Below are 26254 nucleotides of genomic sequence, written 5' to 3'. Positions count from 1 at the left end.
CAGGTTAGGCGTCCAGCGACGCCAGGGCCAATTGGCGGAAGGCTTCGCTGCGGGACAACACCGCACCCACATCCACGCTGGCCGGGTCACCGCCACGCACGTCCGAGTCCAGCCGCGCCAGCACGCGCCCCGCCGCCAGCGTCGCGGGCATCGCGCGCCAGGCCGCCACCGCCGCGTCCTCCCACGTCAGCACCGCGCCGGGACGGGTGAGTTCCACACCCTCCGAGCCCAGCGCCAACGCCAGCGCGCACAGCCAGCCCAGCTCCACCGCGCCGAAGCAGCCCAGCGCGCCCGCGCCCAGCACCAGCGCGTCCGGCGACGTGAGGTACGCCTCCACTCCGCCGCGAGGATCCACGGACACGCGGACGGCTCCAGCGCCCAGCGACTCGAGCACCGGCTTCAGCGCGACGTGCAGCCGAGCGAGGCTCGACTCCGTCACCGGCACCTGGCCGTCCGGCTCCGGGTGCTGGAAGTCCTGCGCGGCACGCTCCAGCCGGGACACGGGTGCACGCGGCGCGGGGGCGTCGCTGCTCACCAGCGCGGCGCCGATGCCGTCCGTGCGCTCCGCCTCCGGACGTCCCAGGGCGTGCAGCGCTTCCGCGTACAACGTCCAGCCGTCCACGTCCGGCCACTTCTCACGCAGGAGCGCGGGCCAGAAGCGCACCGCGAGCACCGCGCCGTCCGGGGACGGAGAGAAGCGTTCCGTCACCCACCGCGTCAGCGTGGGCGTGAGCTGCTGCGCGTCCGCGAGCCGCTCCGCCAGGCGCACCGCCGGGCCCACGAGCTGCGCGTCCAGGTAGCCACGGAGGATGACCTCCAGCTCCGCGGGGTCCTGCGTGAGGCGCTCGCGCAGCCGCAGCGCTTCGCCCACCAGGCCGCGCGCTTCCGCGAACTTCACTCGGCGGGCCAGCCGCTCGTCCGTGTCCGGGAGCTGCTCCAGCTGCGTGGCCGCTTCGGCCCAGCGCTGCTGCGCTTCGTAGGCGTCCGCCAGGCGCTCGCGGTACGGCATCCACGCGTCGGCGCCCGCGAGCTTCGCGAGGGTGTCCGCCAGCGTGAGGAACACCGTGGACTCGCGCGCCTCGTCCACCAGCGCGAGCAGCGACTGCACGGCGGCGAGGCTGTCCGCGTCGTCGGTGAGGGCTGCCTCGAAGGCCTCGCGCGCCTCGGCGGGCTGGGCCAGGGGGCCTTGCAGCAGCTCACCGCGCTCCAGGTGCAGCAGCGCGCGCGCCTTCGCGTCCTGGGTGTCCTGGGCGATGAGCGCCAGCGTGCGCTCCGCGGACTCCAGTCGGCCCAGCTCGCGCTCCAGGGTGTAGCGCTCGCGCAGCAGCTCCTCGCGGCGCGCGGGCCAACCGTCCGCGGCGAAGGCCAGGGACTCCAGCCTCGCGGACTCCGGCAGCGCGCGCACGCGGGCGAGCACCGCTTCGGCCAGGGCTTCCGGCTCCAGGCCCAGCTCCGGCAACAGGAGCATCAGGCGCGTGCCGAGGCCGGGCTCTCCGCCCAGTTCCTCCAGGGCGCGCAGGCGCGCGAACACCGGGGCCGGACGGGCGCGCAGTACTTCGTCGCGCAGCGCCACGGCGAAGGCGGCGTCACGGTCGTAGGACAGGGCCGCCAGCTCCAGCAGGCCTTCCCACTCCGCGTCCTCGCGCAAGCCGTCCGCCAGCGCGGAGGCGTGGGCGGGGTCCGCGTCCGGCATCGCGACCAGGGCCCAGAGGGCCACGCGCGTGCGGGGCACGTCGCCCGCCTGCGCGGCCATGGCCAGCGCGTCGGTGTACTCGCCCGAGGCCATGGCGGGCGCGAAGCCCACGTCCAGGGCGCGCGCGAAGGCGCCCAGTCGGGCGAAGCGCTCGGCCAGCTCCGTCGCGGACAGCATGTCCGGTGCGTCGGTGGCGATGCGCTCGACGACCTCCAGCGCCTCGCCCATCTCGCCCGCCTTCTCCCAGAGGCCGGCGGCCTCCAGCAGCAGCGGGGGACGCTCTTCCGGGGCGGCGAGCCGGGCCGCCTGCAACAGCGCGCGGGCAGCACGGGGCGCGTCTCCGGAGGCGCGGTGCAGGTGCGCGACGAGCAGCGCGGCGCGCAGGTCCGGCTCCGTGGCGACGGCGGCCTTCGCGGACTTCAGCGCGTCTTCCAGCAGCCCCGCCTTCTCGAAGGCACGAGCGGCGGCCACCAGCAGCGACACGCGCTGCTCGCCCGACGAGAGCTCCGCGCGGGCCACGCGCACCTCGGCGCGGCGCGCGTGCGCATCACCGAGCAGCGGCTCCAGGGCCTCCAGCGCGTCGGCGTAACCGGCACCGGAAGCACCTCGCGCCACCACGACCTCCAGCGCGTCGCGAGCGGCTTCCTCACGGGCCGCGTCCTTCGCCAGCCCCGCGAACTCCAGCCGGAGCACCGCGGACTCGTCCGCGTCGTCCGTGAGCGGAATCAGCCGCTCCAGCGCGGCGAGCAGCTCCGTGGACTCCTTGCGCGCACGCAGGCCGTCCACCAGCGCGCGCAGGGCGGCCGGGTTCTCCGGATCCGCCTCCGCCGCGCGGCGCGTGAGGGCCCAGGCTGTGTCCGCGTCCGACAGCGACTCGTTCGCCACGGACGCGGCGGCGAGCAGCAGCTCCGCGGCGCGCGAGCCTCCCGCGGCCTCCGCGCCCGCTTCGTAGATGCCCAGCAGGTCGCCGTGGCGGCCCAGGGCGCGCAGGCCCTCCACCGCACGGTCGATGACGCCCGCGTCCGCCGGACGCAGCCGGGCCAGGGGCACCAGCGCGTCGATGGCCTCGCGTGGGTCGTCGAAGAGGTCGGCCGCGCGGCGCAGCAGCACCTCTTCCGTCGCCGCATCCTGGGCCCTGCGCGCCAGCTGCAACGACGCCCGGTACAGCCCGGGGCCGTTGCCCGTGCGCGAGTGCACCTCCGCGAGCAGCGACAGCGCCTCACCGCCGCGCGCGCCCTCCGGCTCCAGCGACACCACGGCTTCGAAGGCATCCGCCGCGTCGTGGAACGCGCCCGACGCGAGCGACGCATGGCCCAGGCGCAGCCACGTGCGCACGCGCACCGGCACCGGCAGCGAGTCCCCGCCCAGCGCCAGCACCCGGCGGTCATACGGCTGCGCGGCGGCGGGGCCTCCACCCTGTGCGGCCAACTCGGCGCGCGCGCAGAGGGCGTCCACGTCGCCGCCCGCGCGGCTCAGGTAATCGTCGAAAGCCTCCGCGGCCTTGAGCGCTTCGCCCGCGTCCAGCAGGCGCTGGGCCCGCTCACGCAACAGGGGGAGCGCGTCCTCGGGGCTCACGGCCTCCGCGCGCTGGCCCAGCAGGTCCGCCAGTCGGCGCACGTCTCCGGCGGCGCGCTCGCGCACGTGCTGGAAGGCCTCCGCGTTGGCGGGATCCAGCTCGAAGGCGCGGTCCTCGCAGAGGATGGCGCGCTCGCGGGCGCCTTCGTCGCGGAAGGCGCTCGCGGCGGCGAGGTAGCTCGCGGCGGCCTCGGCGGGCGTCTGGCGCTCGGCGCGGCGGAGCATCAGCTCGGCCAGGGCCTGACGCTCGCCGCTCTCTTCCAGGAAGGCGCGGTGGCGCGTGAAGACGGGCTCGTGGAACGGATCCGCCTCCAACAGGATGGCGTCGAACTCGGCTGCGTCCGCGGGGCGGCGCACCTGGTGCAGAAGCTCCGCGGCCTGCGCGGTCAGGCTCAGGTCGTCCGGCTTCGCGGCGCGCGCGGCGATGAGCGCGGCGGCGGCGGCCTCCGGCTTGTTCGCGCGGTCGCGGTAGATGACCGCGGCCTGGTACAGCAGCGCCGCGTGACGGTCGGCGTCGATCTCCGACTCCGCGCACTCCTCGTACCAGGCGGCCAGCTCCGCGAGGCGGCCGTCGCGCTCCAGCAACTCCGCGAGCAGACCTTCGGCTTCCGTGAGCCAGCGGTCCTGGCGCAGGGCCTGGCGCAGGAAGCCCTCCGCCTTCGGCGTGTCCGAGAGCTCGCCCAGGTTCAGGCGGGCCAGGCGCAGCAGCACCGCCGCGCCTTCACGCGTGCCCGTCATCCGGGGCAGCCCGCGCTCCCACCAGCGCGCCTCGGCGGCCGCGTCGTCGCGGCGCTCGGCCAGGGCCGCGCCCATGCGCGCGGTGTCCAGCTCCGCGGCGAGCCCGAAGGCACGCTCCAGCGAAGCCTCCGCCGCGTTCAGGTCCAGCTTCACGTCGCGCAGCAACTCCGCGCGGCGGCGCTCGCACGCGGCGGCTTCGGCGTTGCGTTCACCCGCGGCGAGCAGGTCACGGGCGTTGGCGAGCGAGCGCAGCGCTTCATCCGCGCGGCCCATCGACTCCGCGAGCCGGGCTTCCTCGTCGTAGGCCGCGAGCGCGGCGTCCACTTCTCCCGCCTGGAGGCTGAGCGCGGCCACCGGCTGGAGCTCCGCGAGGAGTTCCGACGTGCGGCCCGTCTCGCGGTAGAGGGCGACGAGCCTGCGGCGCAGCGGCAGGGGCTCCTTCGCCATCTGCGCCGCGTGGGACAGCAGCGATGCGGCGATGCCCGCGTCCGCCAGCGCCTCGCGCGCCCGCTCCGCCAGCGACACCAGCCGCGCGACGGTGTCCTCGGACGGCGCCAGCACGCGCGCGTGGGCGACGCGCACCTCGAAGGCACCGCGCGGGTCGTCGCGCTCCAGCAGCGCGGCGAGCCGCTCCACGGCGCGCTCGCACAGCGGACGCTCCGTGAGCAGGTACCGGTACGCGGTCACAGCGCGCTTCACATCGCCGGACTGCTCGGCCAGGTCGCCCAGGCGCAGGCTCGTGGCCTCCGCCGCCTCCGGGGCCGCGCGGAAGTCCGCCGCCTGGACCAGGGCCTCCTGCAACGGCAGGGCTTCGCGCACCACGCCGCGCAGGTAGAGCAGGTCCGCCAGCGTGGCCAGGTCCTCGCCCTTCGCGGGCACCCGCGCATGCGCGCGACGCGCCAGGGCCAGCGCCCGATCCAACTCCTGGGCCTGCCTCGCGTAGGTGACACCCTCGCGCAGCAGCGCAGCTGCCTCGGCGGCGTCAGCGTCCTCCGCCGCGGCCTCCAGCAGGCCAGCGGCCTCCAGCAGTTCTCCGCGACCGGCCACCAGCGACACCAGCCGGCGGCGCACCGCCGCGTCCGCCGGGGTCAGCCGCAGCGCCTGGCGCAGCGCGGCCTCGGCGGGCGCGCCCTGCCCCAACCGGTCGAGGTAGAGGCTCGCGAGCTCCGAGTACAGCGACGCGGCGGCGGCGGGCGGAGCATGCGGCGCTTCGGCGGCGAGCAACTCCGCGAGCCGGGCCCAGTCCTCCAGGTCGCGCAGCACGCGCTGCAACGCGAGCGTGGCTTCCTCGTGGCGCGGTGCCAGACCGAGCGCGGCTTCCAGGTCGCGCGCGGAAGCCTCACGGTCCCCCTGGCCTTCGAGCAGCGCGGCGCGCATCAGGAGCGCTTCCACGCGGCGGGCGGTGGGCCCCTGGCGTGCGGCTTCAGCCAGCGCGGCGGCTTCGTCCGAGGGCTTGCCGTCGCGGCGGGCCAGCTCGGCGAGCTGGAAGAAGGCATCGCACCGCGCGTCGGCGGGCGGCTCCAGCGCGATGGCGGCACGGAGCGCGTCTCCAGCGGAGGCGCGCTCGTCCTTCTCCAGCAGCACCGTGGCCAGGGCCAGCAGCCGCTCCCGGGCACGGGCGCCCAGGGTGGCATCGGCGGCCACGGCGCGGCGCCACGCATCCAGCTCCGCGGGCGCGTCCGACGCTTCGCGCGCCAGCTCCGCCAGCATCAGCAGCAGCGGCGCGGGCCGGCGCGACAGCTTCGCGGCCTGGGCGCAGTCATCGCGCGCGGGACCCGTGCGGCCGGCGCTCCGGTGCAGCATGGCCCGGCGCGCGAGCAGTTCGGCGCGGGCTTCACCCGACGCCGCGGACACCAGCGTGCCCAGCAGTTCCAGCCGCTCGGACTCTTCTTCCAGCGTGCCCGTACCGGGCGGAGGCAGCAGCTCCAGCAGCGCCTGCGCCGCCCACGCGTCCTGCGGCTCCTCCGCCAGCAGGCTGCGCAGCGAATCCGCCGAGGCGCTCGCGCGGCCCAGGGCGAGGCACAGCTCGGCCAGCTCGCGGCGGGCCTGACGGCGGGCGTCTCCGGAGAGGCGCGGCCACAGCTCCACCAGCAGGTCCGCCAGGGCCTCGCGGGCGCCGGCCTTGCGGTGCAGCGCGGCCAGCTCCAGCCGCGCGTCCAGGTCCTCCGGCGTGCGCGCACAGAACTCCGCGAGCAGGCGCCTCGCCGCGTCCGTGCGGTTCGCGCGCACGGCGGCGGTGGCGGCCTTGCGCGTGAGGGCCACGCGCTCCGCTTCACGCGGGGCATCCACGTCCGCGGGAGGCAGCGCCAGCACCGCCTCGAAGTCCTCCAGCGCGGCGCGAGCATCCGTGGCCAGCCGCAGCTCGCCCCGGCGAATGCGCGCGGGCGCGAACGTGGGGTCGCGCTCCAGCGCCTCGGCGAGGAAGGCCTCTTCGCGGCTCGTGCCCGCGGCCAGCAGCGACGCGCGGAAGAGCAGCTTCGAGCCCGCCCGGGCATCCGGCACCAGCGTGGCCCGCCGCGCGTACAGCCGCGCCGCCTCCAGCTTCTCGCCGCGCTCCAGCTCCAGCTCGGCCAGGGCCTCCAGCACCTCCGCGGCGAGCGGCCCCTCGGGGCTCGCTTCCAACGCGGAGGCCAGGCGCATCAGCGCGGCAGCCTTCTCTCCGCGCTCCAGCAGAGCGCGAGCGCTCTGGAGGAACAGCGGCGCCGCCTCCTCCGAACGGTCCGCGCCGGACAGGGCCTGCGCGCGCGTGGCCCACAGCTCGGCCAGCGCCTGCGTCTCACCGGCCTCCGTGTAGAGGGCTTCCAGCCGCGTGGCGAGCACGTCGTCCAGCCGCCGCAGCGGGAACGCCTGCGCGTACGCGGCGATGGCGCCTTCTCGATCACCCAGCAGTTCGCACGCGCGGCCCAACCGAGCGCGCACGTCCGCCAGCTTCTCCGGCGCCGCGGTGCGCGGCAGCGTGGCCAGCAGCGACTCCAGCGCGCGCCGGGCGTGCTCGGGCCGCTCGCAGCGCAGGCTCAGGTCCGCCAGGTCCAGCAGCACCGCCGCGTCCGGAGCGAGCCGCGCGGCCTTCTCCAGCGCCACCAGCGCGTCGCCCACGCGACCCAGCCGCGCCTCCAGCACGCCTGCCAGTTCGCGCAGCGCCGCCGCCGCCAGCCGCTTGTCGCCCTGCGCTTCCGCCACCCGCGCGCGGTCCTCCAGCGCGGTGGCGAGCCCCGCCAGGTCGGAGCGCTTGCGCTGCAACGCGCACAGCTCGCCCAGCGCCGGCAGGTCGTCCGGCTCCGCGCGCAGCACCTCCTGCAACGCGTGCACGGCGAGATCCAAATCGAAGGCCAGGTCGCGCGCGGCCACCGCGAGGCGGCGGTACTTCTGCGCCCGCTCCTTCGGCTCCGTCGTCAGCCGCGCCAGCGCCGCGAGGCAGCGGGTGAGCTGCGCGCCGTCGCGGCGGGCCTCAGCCAGCGCGAGCAGAGACTCCAGCGCGGGCCGGTGGTCGCCGTCCGCCTCCAGCGCGAGCGTGAGCAGCTTGTCGGCCTTGTCCGCATGCTGGAGCTTGCCCCGGTACAGCTCGCCCGCTTCGGCCCACAGCGCGGCGCGGGCCTTCGGCTCTTCCTTGAGAGCGGCGGCCTTCTCCAGCGCCTCGGCCAACTCCTGCGAGCGGCCGGTGACGCGGAAGTACGGAATCAGTTCTTCCAGCGCGACCGCGTCGCGAGGATCCAACGCGAGCGCCGCTTCCAGGTGCTCACGCGCCCGCGCAGGGTCGCCCAGCTTCGTGCGCGACAGGCGCGCCAGCGCGTGGTGACTCTCGTGCGCTGCATGACGCACGCTCTCCGAACGCGGCGCCGGCCCCGCAAGCTCCAGCGCCTGCTGGTAGCCGCTCAGGGCCTCCTGCAACCGGCCCAAACCTTCGGCCACGCGCGCGGAGGCGAACAGCGGCTCCGGCTCACCGGGAAGCAGCGACACGGCCTCGCGGTAGCGCAGCAGCGCGTTCTCCGGCTGCTTCAGGCCCTCTTCCCACACCCGGCCTGCGAGCAGGTCCGCCTGTCCCACGCGGTCCAGCTCATGGCGCGCCATGGACACTTCGCGCAGCCGGTCCAGCGCCTTCAGCGCGCGCAGGTGCTCACCGCCGCGGTGGCACAGCTCGCCCAACAGCAGCAGCGCGTCCGGCTGGTCCGGCGACAGACGCAGCGCGGCCTCGCAGTGCAGCCGGGCCCCCGCGATGTCGTCCTCCGTCTGCGCGCACAGGCGCGCCAGATGCACATGCGCGTCCGCGGCCTCCAACGGATCGCGAGCCAGGGCCGCGAGCCGCCTGTACGCCCGCACCGCGCCTGCCCGGTCGCGCGCCTGATCCGACGCGCGAGCCAGCGCCTTCAACGACGGCAGGTGGTCCGGCTTGAGGCCCAGCAACTCGTGCAGCGCCTTCACCGCCACCTGCGGCGCGGTGTCGCGCGAGGAGCGCGCGGCGGCCTCGGCGGCGAAGAACGCAGCGGCCTCTTCCGATGTCCGGCGAGCCAGCGCGCACAGCGCCAGGTAGCGCTCCGCCGCGCGGGCACCTTCGCCCCGGCGCTCGCGCACCACGGCCTCGCCCCACAGCGCAGCGGGGCTGCGGTCGCGTCGGCGAGACAGCGTGGCCGCAACGTCCAGGGCCAGGTCATGCGCCTGCGGATCCGCTACGAGCAGTGCCAGCAACCGCTCCGCCGCGAACGGGTGCGCGTCCTGCGCGTCACCGGCCTGCAGGTACGCCTGCCGAGCCTCCGCGAGCCGTCCCTGCGCGACCAGACCTTCCGCGTCCGCGAAGGCCCGCGCGCCCTCCAGCGCCAGCATCAGCTCCTCGTCCGGCGCGGCGGGCGGTGGCAGCCCTCCGGCGGCGAAGCGCAGACGCAAGCCGGTGCTGGAGACCTCCGCCGCGGACAGGCGCGCGGTGTCCAGCGTGGGCACCTTGTAGCCCCGGCTCAGCGCGGCCAGCTCACACAGCGCGGGCAGCACGCGCGTGGAGAAGCCGGTGGCGCCGCGCACCTCCACCTCCGGCAGCAGCCCCAGCGCGCCCACGGCCTCCGACAACAGGCCCGGCAGCTGTACCGACGGCGTGGCGGAGAAGCCATACAGCCGCACGTCGTAGACGTAGATGGCCAGCCGGTCCCCGTCCGCGTCGAAGGCGATCTTGAACGTGAACGGCGTGCGCTCCGGCGCCGGCAGCCGGCCCTGGCCCTCCAGGTAGCCGGGGCGGAAGTGCAGCCGCAGCTCCTCGATGCCCGCGAGCCGACCGGCCAGCTCCGCCACCTTGCGAGTGACGAGGTCCGCGTCGACCGTCAGCTCCAGGAAGCCGAAGAGCAGCTTCTTGCGCTGGTAGCGCGTGGCGCCCGCGCTGACGTTGAACGGGAAGCTGACGTCCGGAATCTGGAGCGCGAAGTCGGCGATGCGCAGCCCGGGCTGGACCTCCAATGCCGGAAAGCCCACGAACGCACGCCGATCCAACAGGCGAAGCTCGGGGGCGGCGCCTGAAGCAGGCGCGACGGGCTTGGGGGACTCGCTATCGGTGGCCATCGGAGGAGGCTGGGGAGGCTACCATGACCCCTAAGCCCTGGAATTTTTAGGCAAACCCTCGGTAGGGCGGCAGGCGGCGGGGCATGGCGTACCCAGGCGTTTCCCAGGTGATTCCGTCCAGGAGGAACGTCATGCGCCCAAAGCGGAAGCCGTGCAATATGCCGCGCCGTGCTGGCCCCCGACGCACTGGTCCTCGACGGTCGATTCCGGGTTCTCAAGCCCCTGGGCTCCGGTGGCATGGGTGAGGTGTACCTGGGTGAGCAGGTCTCCCTGGGCCGCAAGGTCGCCATCAAGGTCCTGCACCACGATCTGCACGCCCAGGCCGGCATGGCCGAGCGCTTCAAGCGCGAAGCACGCCTGCTCTCCGCGGTGGAGCATCCGGCGGTGGTGCGCATCGTGGACTTCGGCCAGTCCGGCGACGCCGCGTGCCTCGTCATGGAGTTCGTGGAGGGGCAGAGCCTCTACGACGCGCTCCAGGGCGGCCCGCTGCTCGCCCCCCGCGGGCTGGCGCTGCTCCAGCAGCTGGCGGAAGGGCTGGCCGCCATCCACGACAAGGGCATCATCCACCGCGACCTGAAGCCGGAGAACGTCCTCATCTCCCCGTCCGCGCGCGGGGAACAGGCGCGGCTGTTGGACTTCGGCATCGCTCGGTTGGTGGAGCCGGAGGCGGGCAGCGCGCTCAGCCAGGTGGGCGTGGTGCTGGGCACGCCGGAGTACCTGTCTCCGGAGCAGGCCGTGGGCGCGAAGGTGGACACGCGCAGCGACCTGTACTCCTTCGGGGTGCTGGCCTACCGCGTGCTGTCCGGGCGGCTGCCGTTCGACGGGCCTACACCGCGCCACTTCCTGTCGCAGCACGCCTCGCACGCGCCGCTGCCGCTGGACCGAGCGGCGCCGCAGCTGTCGCGCTACGTGGGGCTGCTGTCGCTGGTGATGCGGCTGTTGGACAAGGACCCGGTGAAGCGCCCGCAGACGGCGACCGAGCTGGCGGAAGCGCTGGGCCTGGCGCACGCGGCGCTGATGGCGTTCACCCCCAGCCAGGGCACGCCCATCGTCCACGCGAACGCGACGCCCTCCGCCGGCACGTCCGCCTTCGGACTGAACCCTGCGGCCGTCCCGGGTTCGGGCACGGCGGCCTTCGGCGTGAATCCCGCGCCCGCGGGCCCGGGCTCCGGGACGTCGGCGTTCGGCGTGGCGCCCGCTGCGCCCTCGGTGACGGCGCCCCCGGTGCAGACCGCGCCGCGCACGGGCACGGCGGCGTTCGGCATGACGGGCCGGCTGACGGGCCCGCTGGGAGCGGTGACGGGCGGCGCGGTGGTGACGAAGGCGCAGAACGTGACGATGATGCTCACCGACATCCAGGGCTTCACCGACCGGATGAGCCGGCAGACGCACGAGGAGAACGCGCGGATGCTGGACACGCACGACCGGCTGCTGCTGCCGCTGGTGCGCGAGCACGACGGAAAGCTGGTGCAGAAGCGCGGCGACGCACTGCTCGCGGTCTTCCGGGCCCCCAGCGCCTCCATCCGCTGCGGCATGGCGATGCAGCAGGCGCTGTGGCGCTACAACCAGACGGTGCCGGAAGATTACCAGCTCCACGTCCGCGTGTGCCTGCACGCGGGCGAAGTGCTGGTGACGAACGACTCGGTGCTCGGCGAGCCGATGGAGGTCGTGAAGGCGGTGGAGCACGTGGCCGCCGCGGACGAGGTGACCTTCACCGAAGCCGTGAACATGGTGCGAAACCGCGCCGAGGCCGCCGCCGAGCCCTGCGGCACCATTCCCCTGCCCGGACGCGATGAGAAGGTGCAGCTGTACCGGGTGACGCGCGCGACGGAGGGCTCACCGTTCGGCGCGGCGCTGGGCATCCCCGACTCCGGGGCGAAGGGGTCACCACTGGCCAGGCTCGCCTCGAAGGCACGCGAGGGTGCGGCCCTCTTGCGGCAACGTCCGCTCGTGCAGGCTGGCGTCGCGGGAGCGCTGGTGCTGGTCCTGGCGGGTGCGGCCTGGACGGTGCACGCGAATGATCCGCTGGTGCAGGCGCGTGGGTTGCTGAAGGACGGCAAGCCCAGGGAAGCGCTCCAGCGTCTGGATGCGCCGGGCGTTCCGAAGGACGCGGAGACGGCGCGGCTGCGCGCGTTGGCGAAGCACGCGGTGGGCGCGCACAACGAGGAGCACGCCCTCATCCTGGGCCTGGACAAGGCAGGCCGGGAGGCTCCGGAGCCGCAGCTCCTGGACGGACTGGCCGAGGACTTCGGGGACAACGAGAAGGACCTCTCCGCGCGCAGGGCCCTGGAGGCGTTGCCCGCCACGACGGTGCGTTCCCATCTCGAGTCCCTGGCCAAAGGAACTCCCTCGACGAAGCAGTGGGGAGCGCTGCGCTACCTGGACGCGAAGGACAACGCGGGCCTGGACCTGGTGGGGCTCTACTCCACGTCGTTGGAGTCCAGTGACTGCGGCGTGCGCACGAAAGCAGCGTTGCGACTGGTGAGCCTGGGCAACGCGGCCGCCCTGCCCGCCCTCACGCGCGCGGCGGGAAACCCTCCCGGCGGCAAGGCCTGCAACCCGCAGACGTTCAACCGGGCCATCGAAGAGCTGAAGAAGAAGTCCGCGCCCTGAGCCTCCGTGGCTCCACGGACGCGCATGTGGCACGCAGGCCACGCGCTCCCCGCGGATCCGCTGTGCATCCATCTTGCACTCGCGGCGGGCCTCCCATGCGTTCCCCTCTCTGGAGCCTCATGAATCCACTGCGCTGCGGCCCTCTCCTGCTCCTCCTCACGGCCTGTGCCTCCACGCCATCCGGGCCTCCTCCCCTTTCCCAGGAGGAGTTCGTGCTCGCGAAGGACGTGCGCGTGCGGCGCATGGCGCCGGGCGTGTGGATGCATGTCACGGAAGCGAGCGGGGACTGGGCAGGTGTGACCGCGAACGGGCTCCTCGTGGAGGACGGTGACGCGTCCATCCTCGTCGACACCGGCTGGACGCCGGAGCACGCACAAGCGCTGCTCACCTGGGCCCGCGACACGCTCCACCATCCGGTGCGCGCCGCGGTGGTGACGCACTTCCATCTCGACCGGACTGGCGGCATCCCCACGCTCGACGCGCAGGGCATCCCCGTCCACGCTCGCGAGGACACCGCGCTCCGTGCGGGCAAGCAGGGCAACCCTGTTCCCTCGCAGCGGCTGTCGGATGCGCAGGACTTCGGGCCGCTGTCGGTGTTCTTCCCCGGCGCGGGGCACTCGCCCGACAACCTCGTCGTCATGCACCCGGCGTCAGGCATCCTCTATGGCGGCTGCTTCATCAAGGACGCCCACGCCAAGAACCTGGGCAACCTGGAGGACGCGGACGTCGCCTCGTGGCCGTCGAGTCTCCAGCGCGAGCGTGAGCACTTCCCCAACGCCCGCATCATCATCCCCGGCCACGAGCAGCCCGGCGGACCGGAGCTGCTCGACCACACCGAAGCCCTGCTGAAGAAGACCTCGCCCTGAAACGCGCGGTGCTTCAGTCGTCCCGGTGCGCGTGGCCCTTCTTCTTGCCACGCCCCGGGCCGTCCCAGTCGTCATCGTCCCAGTCGCGGCCCTTGCCCTTCACCTTGTCGTTCACCTTGATGAGGTTGCGCGAGTACGCGTCGTAGTCCAGGTGCAGGTGGCCCTTCTCTCCCCGGCCATCCACGCGGAACTTCACCTTCCACACGTTGTTGCCGGTGAGGTGCGCCTCCTGCAGGTCGCAGCGATAGCCGCGTGAGCGGCACTGGTCGAACCCGCGCCGCACGGCTTCGTCGTAGTTCATCGCCACGGGGCGTGACGGCGGCGGCGGCGGCCTCGGGTGCGGACGCGAAGGACGCGTCTCCGCCACGATGCAGCCGGACGACAACAACAGGCTTCCCAGGAGCAGGGGCAGTCTCATGCGCGGGATGACGCCACACCCGCGCATCAATTCAAACGTGCGCGCCGTGCGTCCCCTGCGACTGCCGTGAGACTACAAACCTCCAGGCGAAGCGAACGCGACGAACAGCTCCCCCGCGAGGTACGCGCGCATCCCCTTGCTCGCCGGTCGGATGAAGTCGTTGAGAAGCGCACCGGAGTTCAGCTTGTGCACCGTGGGGCGCGCCAGGTTCATGTGGCTGCGCGACACGCCCTTGCCGCCGCGGTGGATGAACGTCACGGTGCCGTCCGGCGCCACGCTCTCCACGACCGCGATGTGCGTCATGCCGTCGTTGCGCTTGCCGTCGCGGTTGCGGTCGTACGTCTCCTTGAAGAACGCCAGGTCGCCCGGACGCGGGTTCAGCCGGTGCACCGCGCCCGCGGCCTGCGCGCGACGGAAGATGCCCGTCACCGCGTTCTCGCCCGCGAGGAAGCCGTGCGCCACCAGGTCGATGCCGGCCTGAAGGTACGCCAGCCGCACCAGCCCCGAACAGTCATTGGGCACCGAGCGGTCCAACCGCCGCGCGCCCACCAGCTGCGCCGCGCGCGCCACGATGCCGCGCGCCAGCTTCGACGGCGGGGGCAGCAGCTCATCCCAGAAGCCGCCCGGCCCCTGCGTGGGACCGGTGAAGAGCGCCGCGGCCTCTAGCGCCGCCGCGATGACGCCCGCCTCCTCCGGCACCGGGTGCGGATCCGCCTCCAGCAGCGCCGCCAGTCCCGCGCTGCCCTCCGGCGTCACGAAGGCCAGCGGCGGAGGCGCTTCGGCCTTCACGCCAAGTGCGCCCTCCGCGCCCACCGCGGTACCCCTTGGTGCTTCAACGACGGAGGAGCGGGTGACGGCCGAGACCGGAAGTTCCACCGCCATGCGAGGCGCGGCGTCCGGGACGTGCGCACAACCCACCAGGCAGCCCAGCGACATCAGGATGACGAGCGACGAACGGCGCAGCAGCAACAAGTCCTCCGGGGGTGAAAGCGGGCGCATTCAACCCCGGAATCGTTTTACGTCAAACAGCGATCATCCCTCCCAGGTCGCGAGCAGGTCGCGCACCCGCCCGTACTTCTGGAGCAGGGTGGCGCGGTGGGCGCTGAGCACCACCATGAAACCCACCACGAGCAGGCCCAGCATCGACAGGAACAGGGCGCCGATGCGGTGGTCGCGCATGCCGAAGCGCACCAGGTTGGCGGCCACCGCTGTCACCAAGAACGCCGAGCCCAGGTACACGTAGGAGCGGATCCGCAGCGCGATGCCCGCCCCCACGCCCACCAGGCAGAGGAACACGCACAGGAGCATCGCCCCGCCGTCGTTGAAGAGCAGCGGCTTCCACGCGCCGGCCACGTAGATGCCTGTCACCGCCATGGCGCGCAGCTGCGCGTAGGCGTCCTGCGACAGGCTCTTGCGGAAGACGCGCAGGAGCAGGAGCAGGGAGAGTCCCGCGGGGATGACGTAGTACTGCGGCTCGCCGGAGCCGGTGGCCAGCCACACGAGGTACAGCGCCGTGTTGAAGGCCGCGACGGACATCGTCGACGCGAGGCCCTTCTGCTTCGTGAACGCTCCGAGCGCCGCGAAGTGCGCCGCGTAGCCCACGAGCAGCGCCACCGCGATGAACGGCTGGCTCCACGGCACCGTCAGGAGGCCCGCCAGAGGGAAGAGCCACGCGCCCGCCACGGCGGGACGGCGGAAGGCCTTGAGGCCCGAGCCCTCGCGCCGCACGAAGAGGTACAGGCCGATGAAGGCCGCGCCGCCCATGATGGACACCAGGCTGTCCGCGGCGTCGGGGCGCGCGTTCAGGCCGATGAAGCGCACGCAGAAGTAGCCCAACGCCACCGCCGCCTGCGCGAGCCACGCCGCACCTTCGTCCTCCTCGCGCGCCGCGTGACGCACCAGCGCGAACAGCAGGAACACCAGCCCGCCGCATGCCACCCACGCCTCGCGCGCCGCGCCGCCCGGCAGACGCACCGCCAGCACCGCGAACAGCACCTCCGTGAGCGCGATGATGGAGAACGCCCGTCCCATGCGCCCGCGCACCGCCTTGCCCGCCACGGACAGCACCAGCGTGGCGAGCAGCGACGTCGCCGCCCCGAAGTACGGGAGGAGGAACTGCGCGCCCCGGCCGGTGGAGTGGGTCGCGCCATAGTTCAGGAGGAAGGCGTGCACAGCGAAGAGGGACGCCAGCCACCCCACCCACTCGCGGTCGCGGCGGCGCAGCACCACCACCCACGCCGTGGCCCACGCGAAGAACACGCACAGCGGCATGCCCGGGTGCGTGAGCGAACGCAGGCCCACGAGTGACAGCAGCGCCAGCACCGCGCCGCCGTTGTGCAGCGCCGCGCCCACCGCCACGCCGCGCTTGTCCAGCGCGAAGCCGACGACGGCCAGCAGCAGGCCCGTGCCCGCCACCACCGCGGGCGCCCACAGCGGCGGCACGGTGGCGACCAGCACCAGGCCCAGCAGCGCCGTGGCGGCGTTCATCATCAGGCGCTCGCGCGTCACCATCAGCGTCAGCGACGCGGCGCCTGCGACCAGCGCCACGGACAGGGGCAGCTCGCCCGGCCCCGCGTCCAACAGCCGCAAACCCACGAGCAGCGCCACGGTGCCGGCGCCACCGGCCCACAGCGGCTCGCTCCAGGTGCCCTCGATGCCGGGGGTCAGGCGCGCGGTGACGTTCGTCAGCGTGCGCTGCACGGCGCCGGACTGGCACAGCGCGGACAGCAACGCGGAGGCCAGACCCACGGCCGCGACGAGCAGGCCGCCTTCCGGACGCCACTGGCCCAGAGAGAAGACGTCCGTCTGGCCCAGCGGCGCGAGCGCGAACACCGCCACCGCCGCCGTGAGCAACCAGCGCTGCGACAACAGGAACGCGGACAGCAGCACCACCGCGCCCAGCATCGTCAGCGCGCCAGGGGTCGGCGCCACCAGCGTGGACATCGCCGAGATCGCCAGGGCCGAGCCCGTGGCGGAGGCGCGCAGCGCCGCGTCACGCGGGCCACGGAAGAAGGAGACCAGGGCCTGGGGCGCGTGGTGGTCCGCCAGCGCCAGGGCCAGCAGCAGGCCCGTGGCCCAGGGACGCGCCTCCGGGATGAACATCAGCAGCAGGGACGCGGCGATGACGCGCAAGGAAGGCAGCGGGCCCGTCATGGGCACCAGCGCGATGGCGCAGAAGAGGGCCGTGCGTTGGCTCAGCCCCTGTTCCGGAACCAGCAGCGCCAGTCCGCCCAGGCACGCGAGCGCCACCTGCATGCACATCGACAGCTCGTGGCGCGGGCCCTCCTCCCGTGAGCGCAGGAGCAGCGAAGCGACGGCCGGCACGTGCTCCACGACGCGCACCACCAGCAGCGGGAACAGCGGCAGCAGCGCGACCCACGCGAAGGGCGGGTGCCAGGCCATCAGGGTCACCACGCCGTAGGGCACCATCAGCGCCGCGGCGAAGGGCCGGTGCAGCGAGCGCGTCCACAACAGCGGCAGCAGCGCCGGACCAATGAGCGCGAGCTGCGTGGCGCCGCGCATCTGCGACAGCGCGTGCCCGTCCCACGACAAGGAGGCGTCCGCCAGCACCACCATCGCGCCCAGTGTGGCGACGATGCGGAAGGACTCGCCACCCGCGGCGATGCGCCGCACCGCGGGCACGTCCTCCAGGAGGGCCAGGACGCTGAGGAACGTGGCGAGCCCCAACAGGGCCAGCGGGCCGGACGAGTGCAGCGCGAAGATGGCCTCGATGGAGGCCAGCATCAGTCCCAACGTCACGGGCAGCGTGCGGGCGGTGAAGAGCGCCGCCAGCGCCGCACCCATCAGGAACAGGGACTGATCACTGGAGCGACCCAGGGCCACCGGCAACAGCGGCAGGATGAGCGCGAGGATGCCCGCGGTGGTGGTGCTCGCGCTCTTGCCCTTGCGCGCGGCGACGATGGAGCCCGCGAGCGATGCGGCGATGAGCAGCACCAACGACAACCCCGGAGACAGGCCCCACGCGGTGTAGGCGTGCGGCACGTCCGGCAGGAGCGCCAAACCCACGAGCACGACCGCGAACGGCCGCACACCGGGGAAGGAGCGGGAGGCCACCGCCACCGTCGCGGCGGCGGTGAGGAGCACGGGGCCCATGAAGACCTGCTCGGTCAGGCCCCACACCACCGCGAGCCCCGCGAACAGGAGGCCCGGCACGCCGAACCGCTTGAGCAGGCCGCCGCGCTCGCCCAGGAGCGCCAGCACCAGCGAACCACCCACCATCGCGGCGACCAGCGCCTGCGTGGAGTGGGCCGCGGCCAGCTTCGGCAGGATGGCGCCCGCGAGGAAGGCGCCGTAGGCGAGGTAGTTCTCGTCTCGCAGCCGGTACGCGGCCACCAGCACGCCCGCGGCCCCCAGCGTCATGCCCACGACGGGCGCGGCGACGGGAGTGATGCCCAGCGCGATGGCGAACCCGCACGTCGCGATGACGCCGACCACGGCGGAGATGAAGCGCCGCGTGCGCTCGTCCGTGAGCCGCCACGTGAGGCCCGCGAGGCCCAGGGCGAGGATGCCGGACACGACGGCCGCGGGGGCCGCGCCGTAGACGCGGAAGGCGCTGAAGGGCAGCAGGCCGAAGAGCACCGCGCCCACGGCGGTCAGCGGGAAGCGCTTGAACAGCAGGCCCGCGCCCAGGGACATCGCGGCCAGGGCGAGCGTGGCGAAGAAGGAGGGCCGCGAGTCGGGACCCAGGTGGGAGTAGAGGACGAACGCGGGCGCGGCCCAGGTGGTGCAGCGCAGCAGCACGTCCGCGAGTCCCAGGGAGCGAGCGTCACCGGTGCGCTCGCCGCGCCTCTGGGCGAAGAACGCGAGCACCAGGCCCGCGAGCACGAAGGGCACGGCCGTCAGCGCACCGTATTGGATGGGCAGCGGCGCCGCGGGCGGGTAGCCCATGCGCGTCTTGATGGCATTGATGAGGAGCGTGAGCGCGTGCGGGATCAACTGCGCGCTGGACGCATAACTGAAGTAGGCGCCCGCGTACGCCGGGTAGAGCCACGGCAGGCGGTTGAGGGGGCCGCGCGACAGCGACACGAGCGTGCCGGTGAAGATGGCGGCGGTGAAGAAGAAGGCGGGCTTGGTGCCGACGATGGCGCCCGCGAGGCAGGCCACCTGGAGCGCGATGGTGACGACCGCGAGCGGATCCGCGGCGCGCTTCTCATCGAGCGTGCGGAAGCGCAGGCAGGTTGCGAGCAGGAACGCCGCGAAGGGCGCGTAGGTGCCAGGAGGAACGGAGGTCCCAGCGGCGCCCAGGGCCAGGTGCAACCGGATGGCGAACATCGCGGTGAGGAACAGGGGCGCGGCGAGCGCGAAGGTGAGCGCACCGCCCTTGCGAGGGGTCTCGGTGGCCTTGCTCGACAGCAAGAAGAAGAGGATGCACGGCAGGGTGTTGAGCCACACCGCAGGAACGCCCACGCGCGCGGCTACGGGGGCCAGACCCATGATGAGCGTGGCACCCACGAGGCCCAGCTGGATGAACGGGCGCGAGGGCGCATCGAAGGACTCGATGGGCTTGCGCGCGAGCCACGCGGCGACGCCGGACCAGGCGAAGAGGAGCGGCACGAGCAACAAGGGGCGCACGCCGTCGAGGTGGAGCGCTTCACCGAAGCCCAGGGGTCCCAGCGCGACGCCACCCAGCGGAGCCACGGCGGATCCGATGAGGCCGAGGATGCGGCCCGGCTTGCGCAGGGACTCGCGGCGGGCGAGGTAGCCGCCCCACACGGAGAAGCCGACGGAGTAGCCCACGGTCATGAGGAAGACGGTGAGCGAGCGGGTGACGGACGTCATCCCGTCCCAGGACTCGAAGACGAAGTAGAGCGTGCCGGAGAGGATGAGGAACGCGCCGATGAACCACGCGATGCTCTCGTAGAGGAACGGCCGCCACACGCGGCTCCACGTCGAGGTCTCCTCGACGATGCGGGCGGTGCGGCTGTTCGGAGCGGGAGGCTCCACGAACGGTTCGCCCGGGTTCGGGGGCAACTGGCGAGCGGTCCGCTGTTCGTTGACGGCCCGCGCGCGGGACTCGGCGGAGGCACGGCCCGCGTTCAGCCGGCGAGCCGCGGAGGCATCCGACAGGGAGGCGATGCCCAGGCACGCGATGAGGTCGAGCGAGTTGAAGTTGAAGTGAGAGGAAGCGCCCGTGGAGCCAGGAGTCGCGGAGGCGTCGGGGACAGCGGCGGAAGCGTCCGAAGCGGCAGCGGTGTCAGCGACAGCGGTGTCAGCAGCAGCAACGTGAGCGACGGTGGAATCGACGACCGCCGCGTGAACAACGGAAGCGTCCTCGACGACGTTCGCGGCGACCTGCGCGACAGAAGCGACGTCTACGTCGGAGGCCATGGCCTGCGCGACAGGGATCTCCTCGACGGCCGCTTCCACGGTGGGAAGCGACACGGGACCGAGGGCGACAGCGCCCTCCCCCATCGTCTGAGGCGTCACGGCCTCATTGCGAAGCTGGATGGGCGCGGACGGCAGCGCGTCGACAGGCGTCTCGGTGAGGACGGAGAGGAGGACGCGGGCCTGGCGCTCGTAGCGCTCGGTGAGGCGGCGGCCGACCATGGGCGGCACGTCGTGGACATCCCAGCGGCGCACCTCGTCCAGGAGGAAGTGGACATGCGCGAGCTCGGCCTCGATGGCGGAGCGAGCGCGGGCGGCGAGACGATTGCCACAGACGACGCACTGGGACGCGCTTCCCAGGCGTTCTTGTCGGCAGGCGGAACAGTACATGGAACTTCCCCCTCTACAACGACCGTGCCACGGAGAATGCCCTGGAAAGGCGCGGGATTGAAATCCGCCGGGGTGCGTCGGGCGCGTGGCGGTTGTGCAGGGCGCTGCACAGGTGCACACCGGTCGCCGCTGGCCGGAGGGCGTGACTCATGGGACCGTGGAGGTCATGAGCACGGAACTGGCGTTGAGGCCCATCGAGGCCCGTGACGACGCGGCGGTGGCGGCGGTCATCCGAGCAGTGATGCCCGAGTTCGGAGCGGACGGCCCGGGGTTCGCGATCCACGACCCGGAAGTGGACGCGATGACCGCGGCCTACAGCCGTCCCCGGCACGTGTATTTCGTGGTGGAGCATGGGGGCCAGGTGGTGGGAGGCGCGGGCATCGCGCCGCTGGACGGAGGAGCGCCGGACGTCTGCGAGCTGCGCAAGATGTACTTCCTGCCCAAGGCCCGAGGCCACGGCACGGGCGAGCGCCTGTTGAGACACTGTCTGGAGTTCGCACGAAGCGCCGGCTTCCGGCAGTGCTACCTGGAGACGCTGGCGGGCATGGATCAAGCACAGAAGCTCTACCGCAAGGTCGGCTTCGAACCGCTCTGCGCCCCCATGGGCCGCACCGGCCACTTCGGCTGCGACCGCTGGTACGCGATGAACCTCGCCAATCTCAATCTTTCCGATTCCACGGCATAATGTCCAAGACCGAAACAAGCGTACCCACCATGCACAAACTAAAAGCAATCAGATTCACAGGCTACCGATCATTCGCAAACAAGACAACCCTTGAACTCAGGCCTCTCACACTCATATACGGCAGAAACAATGCAGGAAAGAGCGCCTTACTCAGACTACTTCCCATCCTAGCCGACTCTGTTTCGGACAGAGCAGAATCCCCACTCGATCTATCTGGTCCCGCCGCCCGAGGCGCCACTTTTCTCGACATCCTCTGGCGCGGCCAACTACCAGACAGCAAAAAACTCACTCTCGAACTTGAGTGGGCGTCTGACGACTCAACAACTACGGACAGCTACACGCTCGACCACTCAGACAAAATCGGAACATACGTCAGAAAATACACAAACTCAGACAAAAACAACCAAACCAAGCTCACCCTGGACGCCGTAGCCTTTGGAGAAGAAGAAAAATACACCGTCATAAAAAAAGACACCATCCAGGGCGAGATGAAAATATCATTTACCGGACTCATTCCAAGCAGTCCCCAGCCAATCGCCGAACTAAAAGAACTCACAGAACGACTAAAGTCTCTCCGGAACCAAGTACAGTGGCTTGAATCAGTTCGAATCCCCCCCGAGCGGATTATTCGCAAACCTGGCGGCACACCGCGAGTCCTCAGCCCAAACGGGAAGAGAGCAGCGGAAGCCACCTTGGCTTCGAATTTCATATTTAGCGAACTTCAATCCTGGTACTCGAGCCCAGAAATCAAACGTACTCTCGAAGCCAAAGAAATATTAAATCCAATGTATCGAATCTTCCTAAACCCCAAGGAAGGCCCATGCCGCGATATCGATATATCTGACACCGGCGAGGGGATGGTTCAGGTATTTCCGGTGCTCGTTGCAGCCGCACTCGCTCGGCAAGTAGGTAGCACCGCGTTCTTAGCCGTAGAGGAGCCTGAGTCTCATCTCCATGCGAACGCCCAAAAAGCACTTGCAGCCTATTTCTCCCAAATAGCGGCTAGCGCGACGGCGCCTACAGTAATCATTGAGACCCACTCAAGAATGCTTTTGCTTGGAATACAACTAGCAATTGCACGTGGTCTCCCCCCGGAGAAAGCGTGTGCCTACTGGGTGGATCAAGAAGAAGGTGGCCACAGCGTAGCAACACTAGGTGAATTTGACACTAGTGGAGGCCTTAGCAATTGGCCCTCAAGCGCATTCGCGGAGGACCAAAGCCTAGCCCGCGAACTATTAGCAGAACAACTTTCCACAAAAGAATAGCAGCATCGCCAAGCGTCTCCAGGTCTATTTTGAGGGACACCACGTGTTCGCCATCATTGATCAAACGGCATTCAACCACGGAAAGAACCGTCCCCTATCACTGCTTGAATTGTTCTCGCTAGGTTGGGATGAGCGCCATGCCATTCTCACCCGGCCACAATTTGACCCTACTGCAAACGCTCCCGCAAACACATGGATCAACACACTCTCAACTCCACTTCAGAGAGAAGTCACCCAAATATTAACACAGGGAATATCACTAGCGCTGCGCAGACCAATCAACACATCTCGCATCACCGTGATTTCTTCCGAAAGCAACTGGGAAAATGCTCGCATAAACATCAACGACGCAGTGCGTCTGCTGCGAACACCACTAAAGATCCTACTTGAGAACAGTCGAAACGACTTTCACTTCCTACTCCAACTCGCCCCTCCCACACAGAGGCAAGAGTTAAATGAATTCATCAACAAAGGGTGGATTGAAATAGAGCAAGCTGGAGGACTCGGGGAGATGAAGACCATTCTTGAGGATCTGTATACAGCGCCACCCTCCGACATTTCGTCGCACATACACAGGCTACGCCTTTGGGTCATGTTCGACAGGGATAGTGATGCAGCAGACCGAAGCCAAGCATCAGCCGCCTCAAATCAAGTTCGCTCCATCTGTGAACGATTCAAGGCTCAAAAGCCATGGCCTCTTGACTTCTTCCAGCTTGGACGGCGCAGTATCGAAAACTACATACCGCTTGACGCATTAAAGGCTTGGCAAGCAGAGCGCTCTGGAGCCGAAGGAACAGATCGCAGAAGAACAGTTGAAGCCTTCGCATTCCTTGGCAAGCAAAGCCCTTCCGCCAAGTGGCAGTACAACATGAAATCCGGCTTTTACGGAGATCTTTCTCGCGCAACCTTGACGGAAATAGAAAACCAGGGCAGGGATCTTCGAGCAACTGACGTAGACCCCATTTTCGCCCCTCTAGATGATGCCAGCCGCCAGTCCCTGTCTCATGGATTCGGAAAAGACATAGCCCGCCTATACAAACGCCACCAAACATCCTGGGAAACCTCCTTTGAAGCAGAGTACAACCAGGGCCCGTCAAATCAGCCTCAGCGGCTGCATCTTCTCTCTTCAATCATTTCCCGGATGTAACAATGTCCAGCAGAAGCCTATTTGACAATCCCACGGTACCGCGTCTACTGACGGTGCTTGAGGAAGTTCGCAGCGGCAATCTGCTCATCCCAGACTTCCAGCGCCCCTTTGAATGGGATGACGACCGCAGACTCCTATTGCTCGACAGCGTCAGCAAAGGAATGCCTATAGGAAGCTTTCTTGTCTGGAGAACTCGGAAGAGCGAGTTGAAGTCATACAAGAGCATCGGCCCTTTCAAGCTCGACAAGGAGCCCGTCGAAGGAGAAGTGCGCTCGTATCTTCTTGATGGGCACCAAAGACTAACAACCCTGTTCTCGGCGCTCACCGAAACGACCACAATCTCCCCTGAAAACAATGCAGTGCGCTGGCCTGTCTACTACGACCTCTCAGCCAACCGGAACGAACAAGCATTCACTTTCCGGAGAGGACGAGCTGCACCTAAACCCACTTGGGTTCCACTCTCTGTTCTGCTTGCACCTAGAGAACTCTACGCGTTCCAGAAAGGCCTGATGGACAAGGGCTTATTCCGAGAAGCAGAGCGAGCAGAAGCGCTTGCAAACGCGTTCAAGGACTACCAAATCCCCATCATACCGCTAGTCACGGACGACCTTGACGTGGTGACAGACAGCTTTGTCCGGGTAAACAATCAGGGCAAGCCCATGCAAGAGACACACATGATTCGTGCTCTCTCGTATTCAAGCATGGACATCAGAGAAAAGCTCAATCAAATTCGGCAACGACTGGCGCCTCTAGGCTGGTCTGAGCTGGAAGACCAGGTATTCGTCAACACACTCAAGGCACGCTGGGAGCTAGACATCTACAAAGCAGGGCCTCGAGAATTAAACGATCACCTCTCAAGGTCAGACAAGAATTTTATTTTTGACGAACTCGAAGCCAACACAAGGCAAGCAGTTCAATTTCTAGCCACTTGCGGCGTTGGGGGCCCGCGCTCGCTCCCCTACGCATATCAACTGGTTGCAATCATTGAAGCACTCCGCAGAATAACTCGCCACCTTTCTCCGTCTCAGAAAGAGGCTCTTCGAATTTGGTTTTGGGCGACAACATACACTGGATATTTCACTGGGATCACTTCAAACAGAATCCGAGATTCTATTGACGACCTTTTCCATATACTGACAGACAACCTGAGCCCTCTACCCGTCGATCTATCTCGCCAAGTCCAACCGCTCGAAAACTTCAATTTCAACTCAACAAGGAGCAAGGCTTTCGCGCTTCTCCTCGTAAATCAAATCAAGGAAAAGGGGTTCCGCGAGAGAACTGCACGCATCCTGGGAATAACCGGTTCCTCCGCAGTCGAACGACTCTTCCCTGAAGAGGCCAGCGAAGACCCTGCCAATAGAGTCGTCGCACTTTCTGACGAGTTGGGTCGCCTGCGTAAAGTTGTAACGCAGAACAAGCCTCTTTCAGAAAGTAATTCTGCCCTGCTATCCCGATACAGCGTTCCGACTGATTCGGCACCTCTCTTCAGGGTACGCGATCCGCAATACATTCTTGAAGAAAGGCGATTGATGCTTAGCGCACTGGAGGCACGATTCATAAAGGATTTGGGTCTAGACCCTTATTTCTAGTCGACCATCTGGCTAATCCGGCAGAACCAATCAATTCCACATTGAATGCCTTTCCGGATTCCCATACGCATTGGCTATGGATGACGCACGCGCTGCCCAAGGACTTTTCCTTCGGGAGATACAGCGTACAGCTCGAACCAGTCGAACTCCGTCTGACTGCCCACGGGCCATCCACACCGGTCGAGCCTCCGGTCGATCCAGACGAAGTAGACGCCGCCCTCCAGGCCCACCACCACGTCCAGCGACCGGGCGGATGACTCACAAGCCCCCGCGTCCTGATTGGGAAAGCTCGCAAGGACGCGCTGGAGCGCGGCATGGGCCGCCAGGACAGCTGGCCCATCCAGCGTCGCGAGCGGGCGCAAATCCGTAGGCCACTGAATGCCTGCGCCCGAAGCTCCGGCATCCGGCTCTGCAGGAACTCCTGCATCTGGTCGGGAGGGCATGAGCCCCCCATCAGCAACGAGCGACACCAACAGCAGGACATGATGAGGCTTCAGCAAGAAGCACCTCGCAAGTGGGGACGTTGCCGCATCACCCCGCCAGCCTGACCGCCCGCCCACCGGCCCGGCAAGTACGCCCGGCCAGTCACACCCTCCGGACCCAACTTCCCAGGTCAGGAGGCCCGAATGGCGGTCAAGAAGCAGTCCCGCTCCACGACGATGACAGGTCCACGGCGTGCGCCGCGCACCCAGAGCGCCCGCACCGTGCACACCGCTCCGTCAGACACGGACAAGCTCCCCTTCGACATCGAAGAGGTCCTCCGCCGCGTGCGCCACGAGGTCCGCTCCTTCGCGGACGCCGCCATGTTCGAGCTCGCCGCGAAAGGCCACGGCTCCCTCTTCGAACAGCTCATCGCGTGCATCCTCTCCATCCGCACGCTCGATGAAGTCAGCCTCCCCGCGTCCCTCCGGCTCCTCGGCCGCGCGCACACGCCCGAAGCCCTCTCGCGCCTCACCCCAGCGGAAATCGACGCCCTCATCCGCCCCGTCACCTTCCACGAAGGCAAGGCCCACCAGGTCCACGCCATCGCCGTGCGCACACGTGACGAGTTCCAGGGCCAGCTCCCCGCGGATCCGGATGTGCTCCAGTCCTTCAAGGGCGTGGGCCCCAAGTGCGCGCACCTGGCGCTCGGCATCGCTTGCGGCCACGAGGTCATCAGCGTGGACATCCACGTCCACCGCGTCACCAACCGCTGGGGCTACGTGAAGGCCTCCACTCCGGAGCGCACCCTCGCCGCGCTCGAAGCCGTGCTCCCTCGCCCCTACTGGGTGGAGCTCAACCGGCTCCTCGTCCCCTTCGGCAAACACGTGTGCACCGGCTCCCGCCCGAAGTGCTCCACCTGCCCCGTGCTCCCCTACTGCCGGCAGGAAGGCGTCACCTCCCACCGCTGAC

General features: G+C 69.6%; 12 protein-coding genes. 7 read left to right on the top strand and 5 right to left on the bottom strand.

Going from position 1 to position 26254, the window contains the following annotated elements; genetic code table 11:
• Positions 1–4: 4 nt before the first annotated feature.
• The gene (locus tag D7Y04_RS33880) at positions 5–9544 is read right to left on the bottom strand and encodes a flagellar hook-length control protein FliK (RefSeq protein ID WP_121761980.1); all 9540 of its coding nucleotides are present in this window, start codon (positions 9542–9544) and stop codon (positions 5–7) included.
• 168 nt (positions 9545–9712) lie between these two features.
• Here D7Y04_RS33880 and D7Y04_RS33875 point away from each other — a divergent pair, with 168 nt between their 5' ends.
• Together D7Y04_RS33875 and bla are read left to right on the top strand one after the other, a co-directional pair.
• Positions 9713–12157: a protein kinase gene (locus D7Y04_RS33875; protein WP_199749777.1), complete on the top strand. Its 2445-nt coding sequence runs from the start codon at positions 9713–9715 to the stop codon at positions 12155–12157.
• 119 nt (positions 12158–12276) lie between these two features.
• On the top strand, positions 12277–13023 hold the full coding sequence (bla, locus tag D7Y04_RS33870; RefSeq protein ID WP_233601706.1) for a subclass B1 metallo-beta-lactamase: 747 nt from the start codon (positions 12277–12279) through the stop codon (positions 13021–13023).
• Positions 13024–13036: 13 nt separating this feature from the next.
• On the opposite strand, the gene D7Y04_RS33865 is transcribed toward bla, so the two are convergent.
• The 3 genes from D7Y04_RS33865 to D7Y04_RS33855 all read right to left on the bottom strand — a co-directional run bounded on the left by D7Y04_RS33865 (position 13037) and on the right by D7Y04_RS33855 (position 20176).
• Complete coding sequence (locus D7Y04_RS33865) at positions 13037–13441, bottom strand: hypothetical protein (RefSeq protein WP_233601705.1); 405 nt, start codon at positions 13439–13441, stop codon at positions 13037–13039.
• Positions 13442–13513: 72 nt separating this feature from the next.
• Positions 13514–14440, bottom strand: coding sequence for a CHAP domain-containing protein (locus tag D7Y04_RS33860; RefSeq protein WP_233601704.1), 927 nt, complete (start codon positions 14438–14440; stop codon positions 13514–13516).
• A 33-nt stretch (positions 14441–14473) separates the two neighbouring features.
• Entirely contained in the window at positions 14474–20176 is a 5703-nt protein-coding gene (locus D7Y04_RS33855; RefSeq protein ID WP_121761978.1) for a hypothetical protein, read from the bottom strand.
• Positions 20177–20342: 166 nt separating this feature from the next.
• Here D7Y04_RS33855 and D7Y04_RS33850 point away from each other — a divergent pair, with 166 nt between their 5' ends.
• From D7Y04_RS33850 to D7Y04_RS33840, 4 genes are read left to right on the top strand one after another with little or no spacing between them, the layout of a single operon-like run.
• Complete coding sequence (locus tag D7Y04_RS33850; protein ID WP_121762064.1) at positions 20343–20861, top strand: GNAT family N-acetyltransferase; 519 nt, start codon at positions 20343–20345, stop codon at positions 20859–20861.
• Positions 20861–22126, top strand: a complete 1266-nt coding sequence (locus D7Y04_RS33845; protein ID WP_121761977.1) for an AAA family ATPase — start codon at positions 20861–20863, stop codon at positions 22124–22126. The genes D7Y04_RS33850 and D7Y04_RS33845 overlap by 1 nt, the downstream gene beginning before the upstream one ends.
• 43 nt (positions 22127–22169) lie before the next feature.
• Positions 22170–23273 (top strand): hypothetical protein, encoded by a 1104-nt coding sequence (locus D7Y04_RS44165; protein ID WP_147477247.1) that lies wholly within the window; start codon positions 22170–22172, stop codon positions 23271–23273.
• 2 nt (positions 23274–23275) lie between these two features.
• Complete coding sequence (locus D7Y04_RS33840; RefSeq protein WP_121761976.1) at positions 23276–24862, top strand: DUF262 domain-containing protein; 1587 nt, start codon at positions 23276–23278, stop codon at positions 24860–24862.
• 74 nt (positions 24863–24936) lie between these two features.
• On the opposite strand, the gene D7Y04_RS33835 is transcribed toward D7Y04_RS33840, so the two are convergent.
• Entirely contained in the window at positions 24937–25224 is a 288-nt protein-coding gene (locus D7Y04_RS33835; protein WP_233601703.1) for a hypothetical protein, read from the bottom strand.
• A 264-nt stretch (positions 25225–25488) separates the two neighbouring features.
• Between D7Y04_RS33835 and nth the strand changes: the two genes are divergently transcribed.
• Positions 25489–26253: an endonuclease III gene (nth, locus tag D7Y04_RS33830; RefSeq protein ID WP_233601702.1), complete on the top strand. Its 765-nt coding sequence runs from the start codon at positions 25489–25491 to the stop codon at positions 26251–26253.
• The last annotated feature ends 1 nt before the right edge of the window (position 26254 follow it).

This window comes from Corallococcus sp. AB038B, from assembly GCF_003668955.1.
Classification (GTDB): domain Bacteria; phylum Myxococcota; class Myxococcia; order Myxococcales; family Myxococcaceae; genus Corallococcus; species Corallococcus exiguus.
This window is presented reverse-complemented; position numbering and strand designations above follow the sequence as displayed.

Coding starts and splice junctions, on each gene's coding strand:
- D7Y04_RS33845 (WP_121761977.1), top strand. CDS start 20,861: ATGTCCAAGACCGAAACAAGCGTACCCACCATGCACAAACTAAAAGCA.
- bla (WP_233601706.1), top strand. CDS start 12,277: ATGAATCCACTGCGCTGCGGCCCTCTCCTGCTCCTCCTCACGGCCTGT.
- D7Y04_RS33855 (WP_121761978.1), bottom strand. CDS start 20,176: ATGTACTGTTCCGCCTGCCGACAAGAACGCCTGGGAAGCGCGTCCCAG.
- D7Y04_RS33860 (WP_233601704.1), bottom strand. CDS start 14,440: ATGCGCCCGCTTTCACCCCCGGAGGACTTGTTGCTGCTGCGCCGTTCG.
- D7Y04_RS33880 (WP_121761980.1), bottom strand. CDS start 9,544: ATGGCCACCGATAGCGAGTCCCCCAAGCCCGTCGCGCCTGCTTCAGGC.
- D7Y04_RS33850 (WP_121762064.1), top strand. CDS start 20,343: ATGAGCACGGAACTGGCGTTGAGGCCCATCGAGGCCCGTGACGACGCG.
- nth (WP_233601702.1), top strand. CDS start 25,489: ATGGCGGTCAAGAAGCAGTCCCGCTCCACGACGATGACAGGTCCACGG.
- D7Y04_RS33840 (WP_121761976.1), top strand. CDS start 23,276: ATGTCCAGCAGAAGCCTATTTGACAATCCCACGGTACCGCGTCTACTG.
- D7Y04_RS33865 (WP_233601705.1), bottom strand. CDS start 13,441: ATGAGACTGCCCCTGCTCCTGGGAAGCCTGTTGTTGTCGTCCGGCTGC.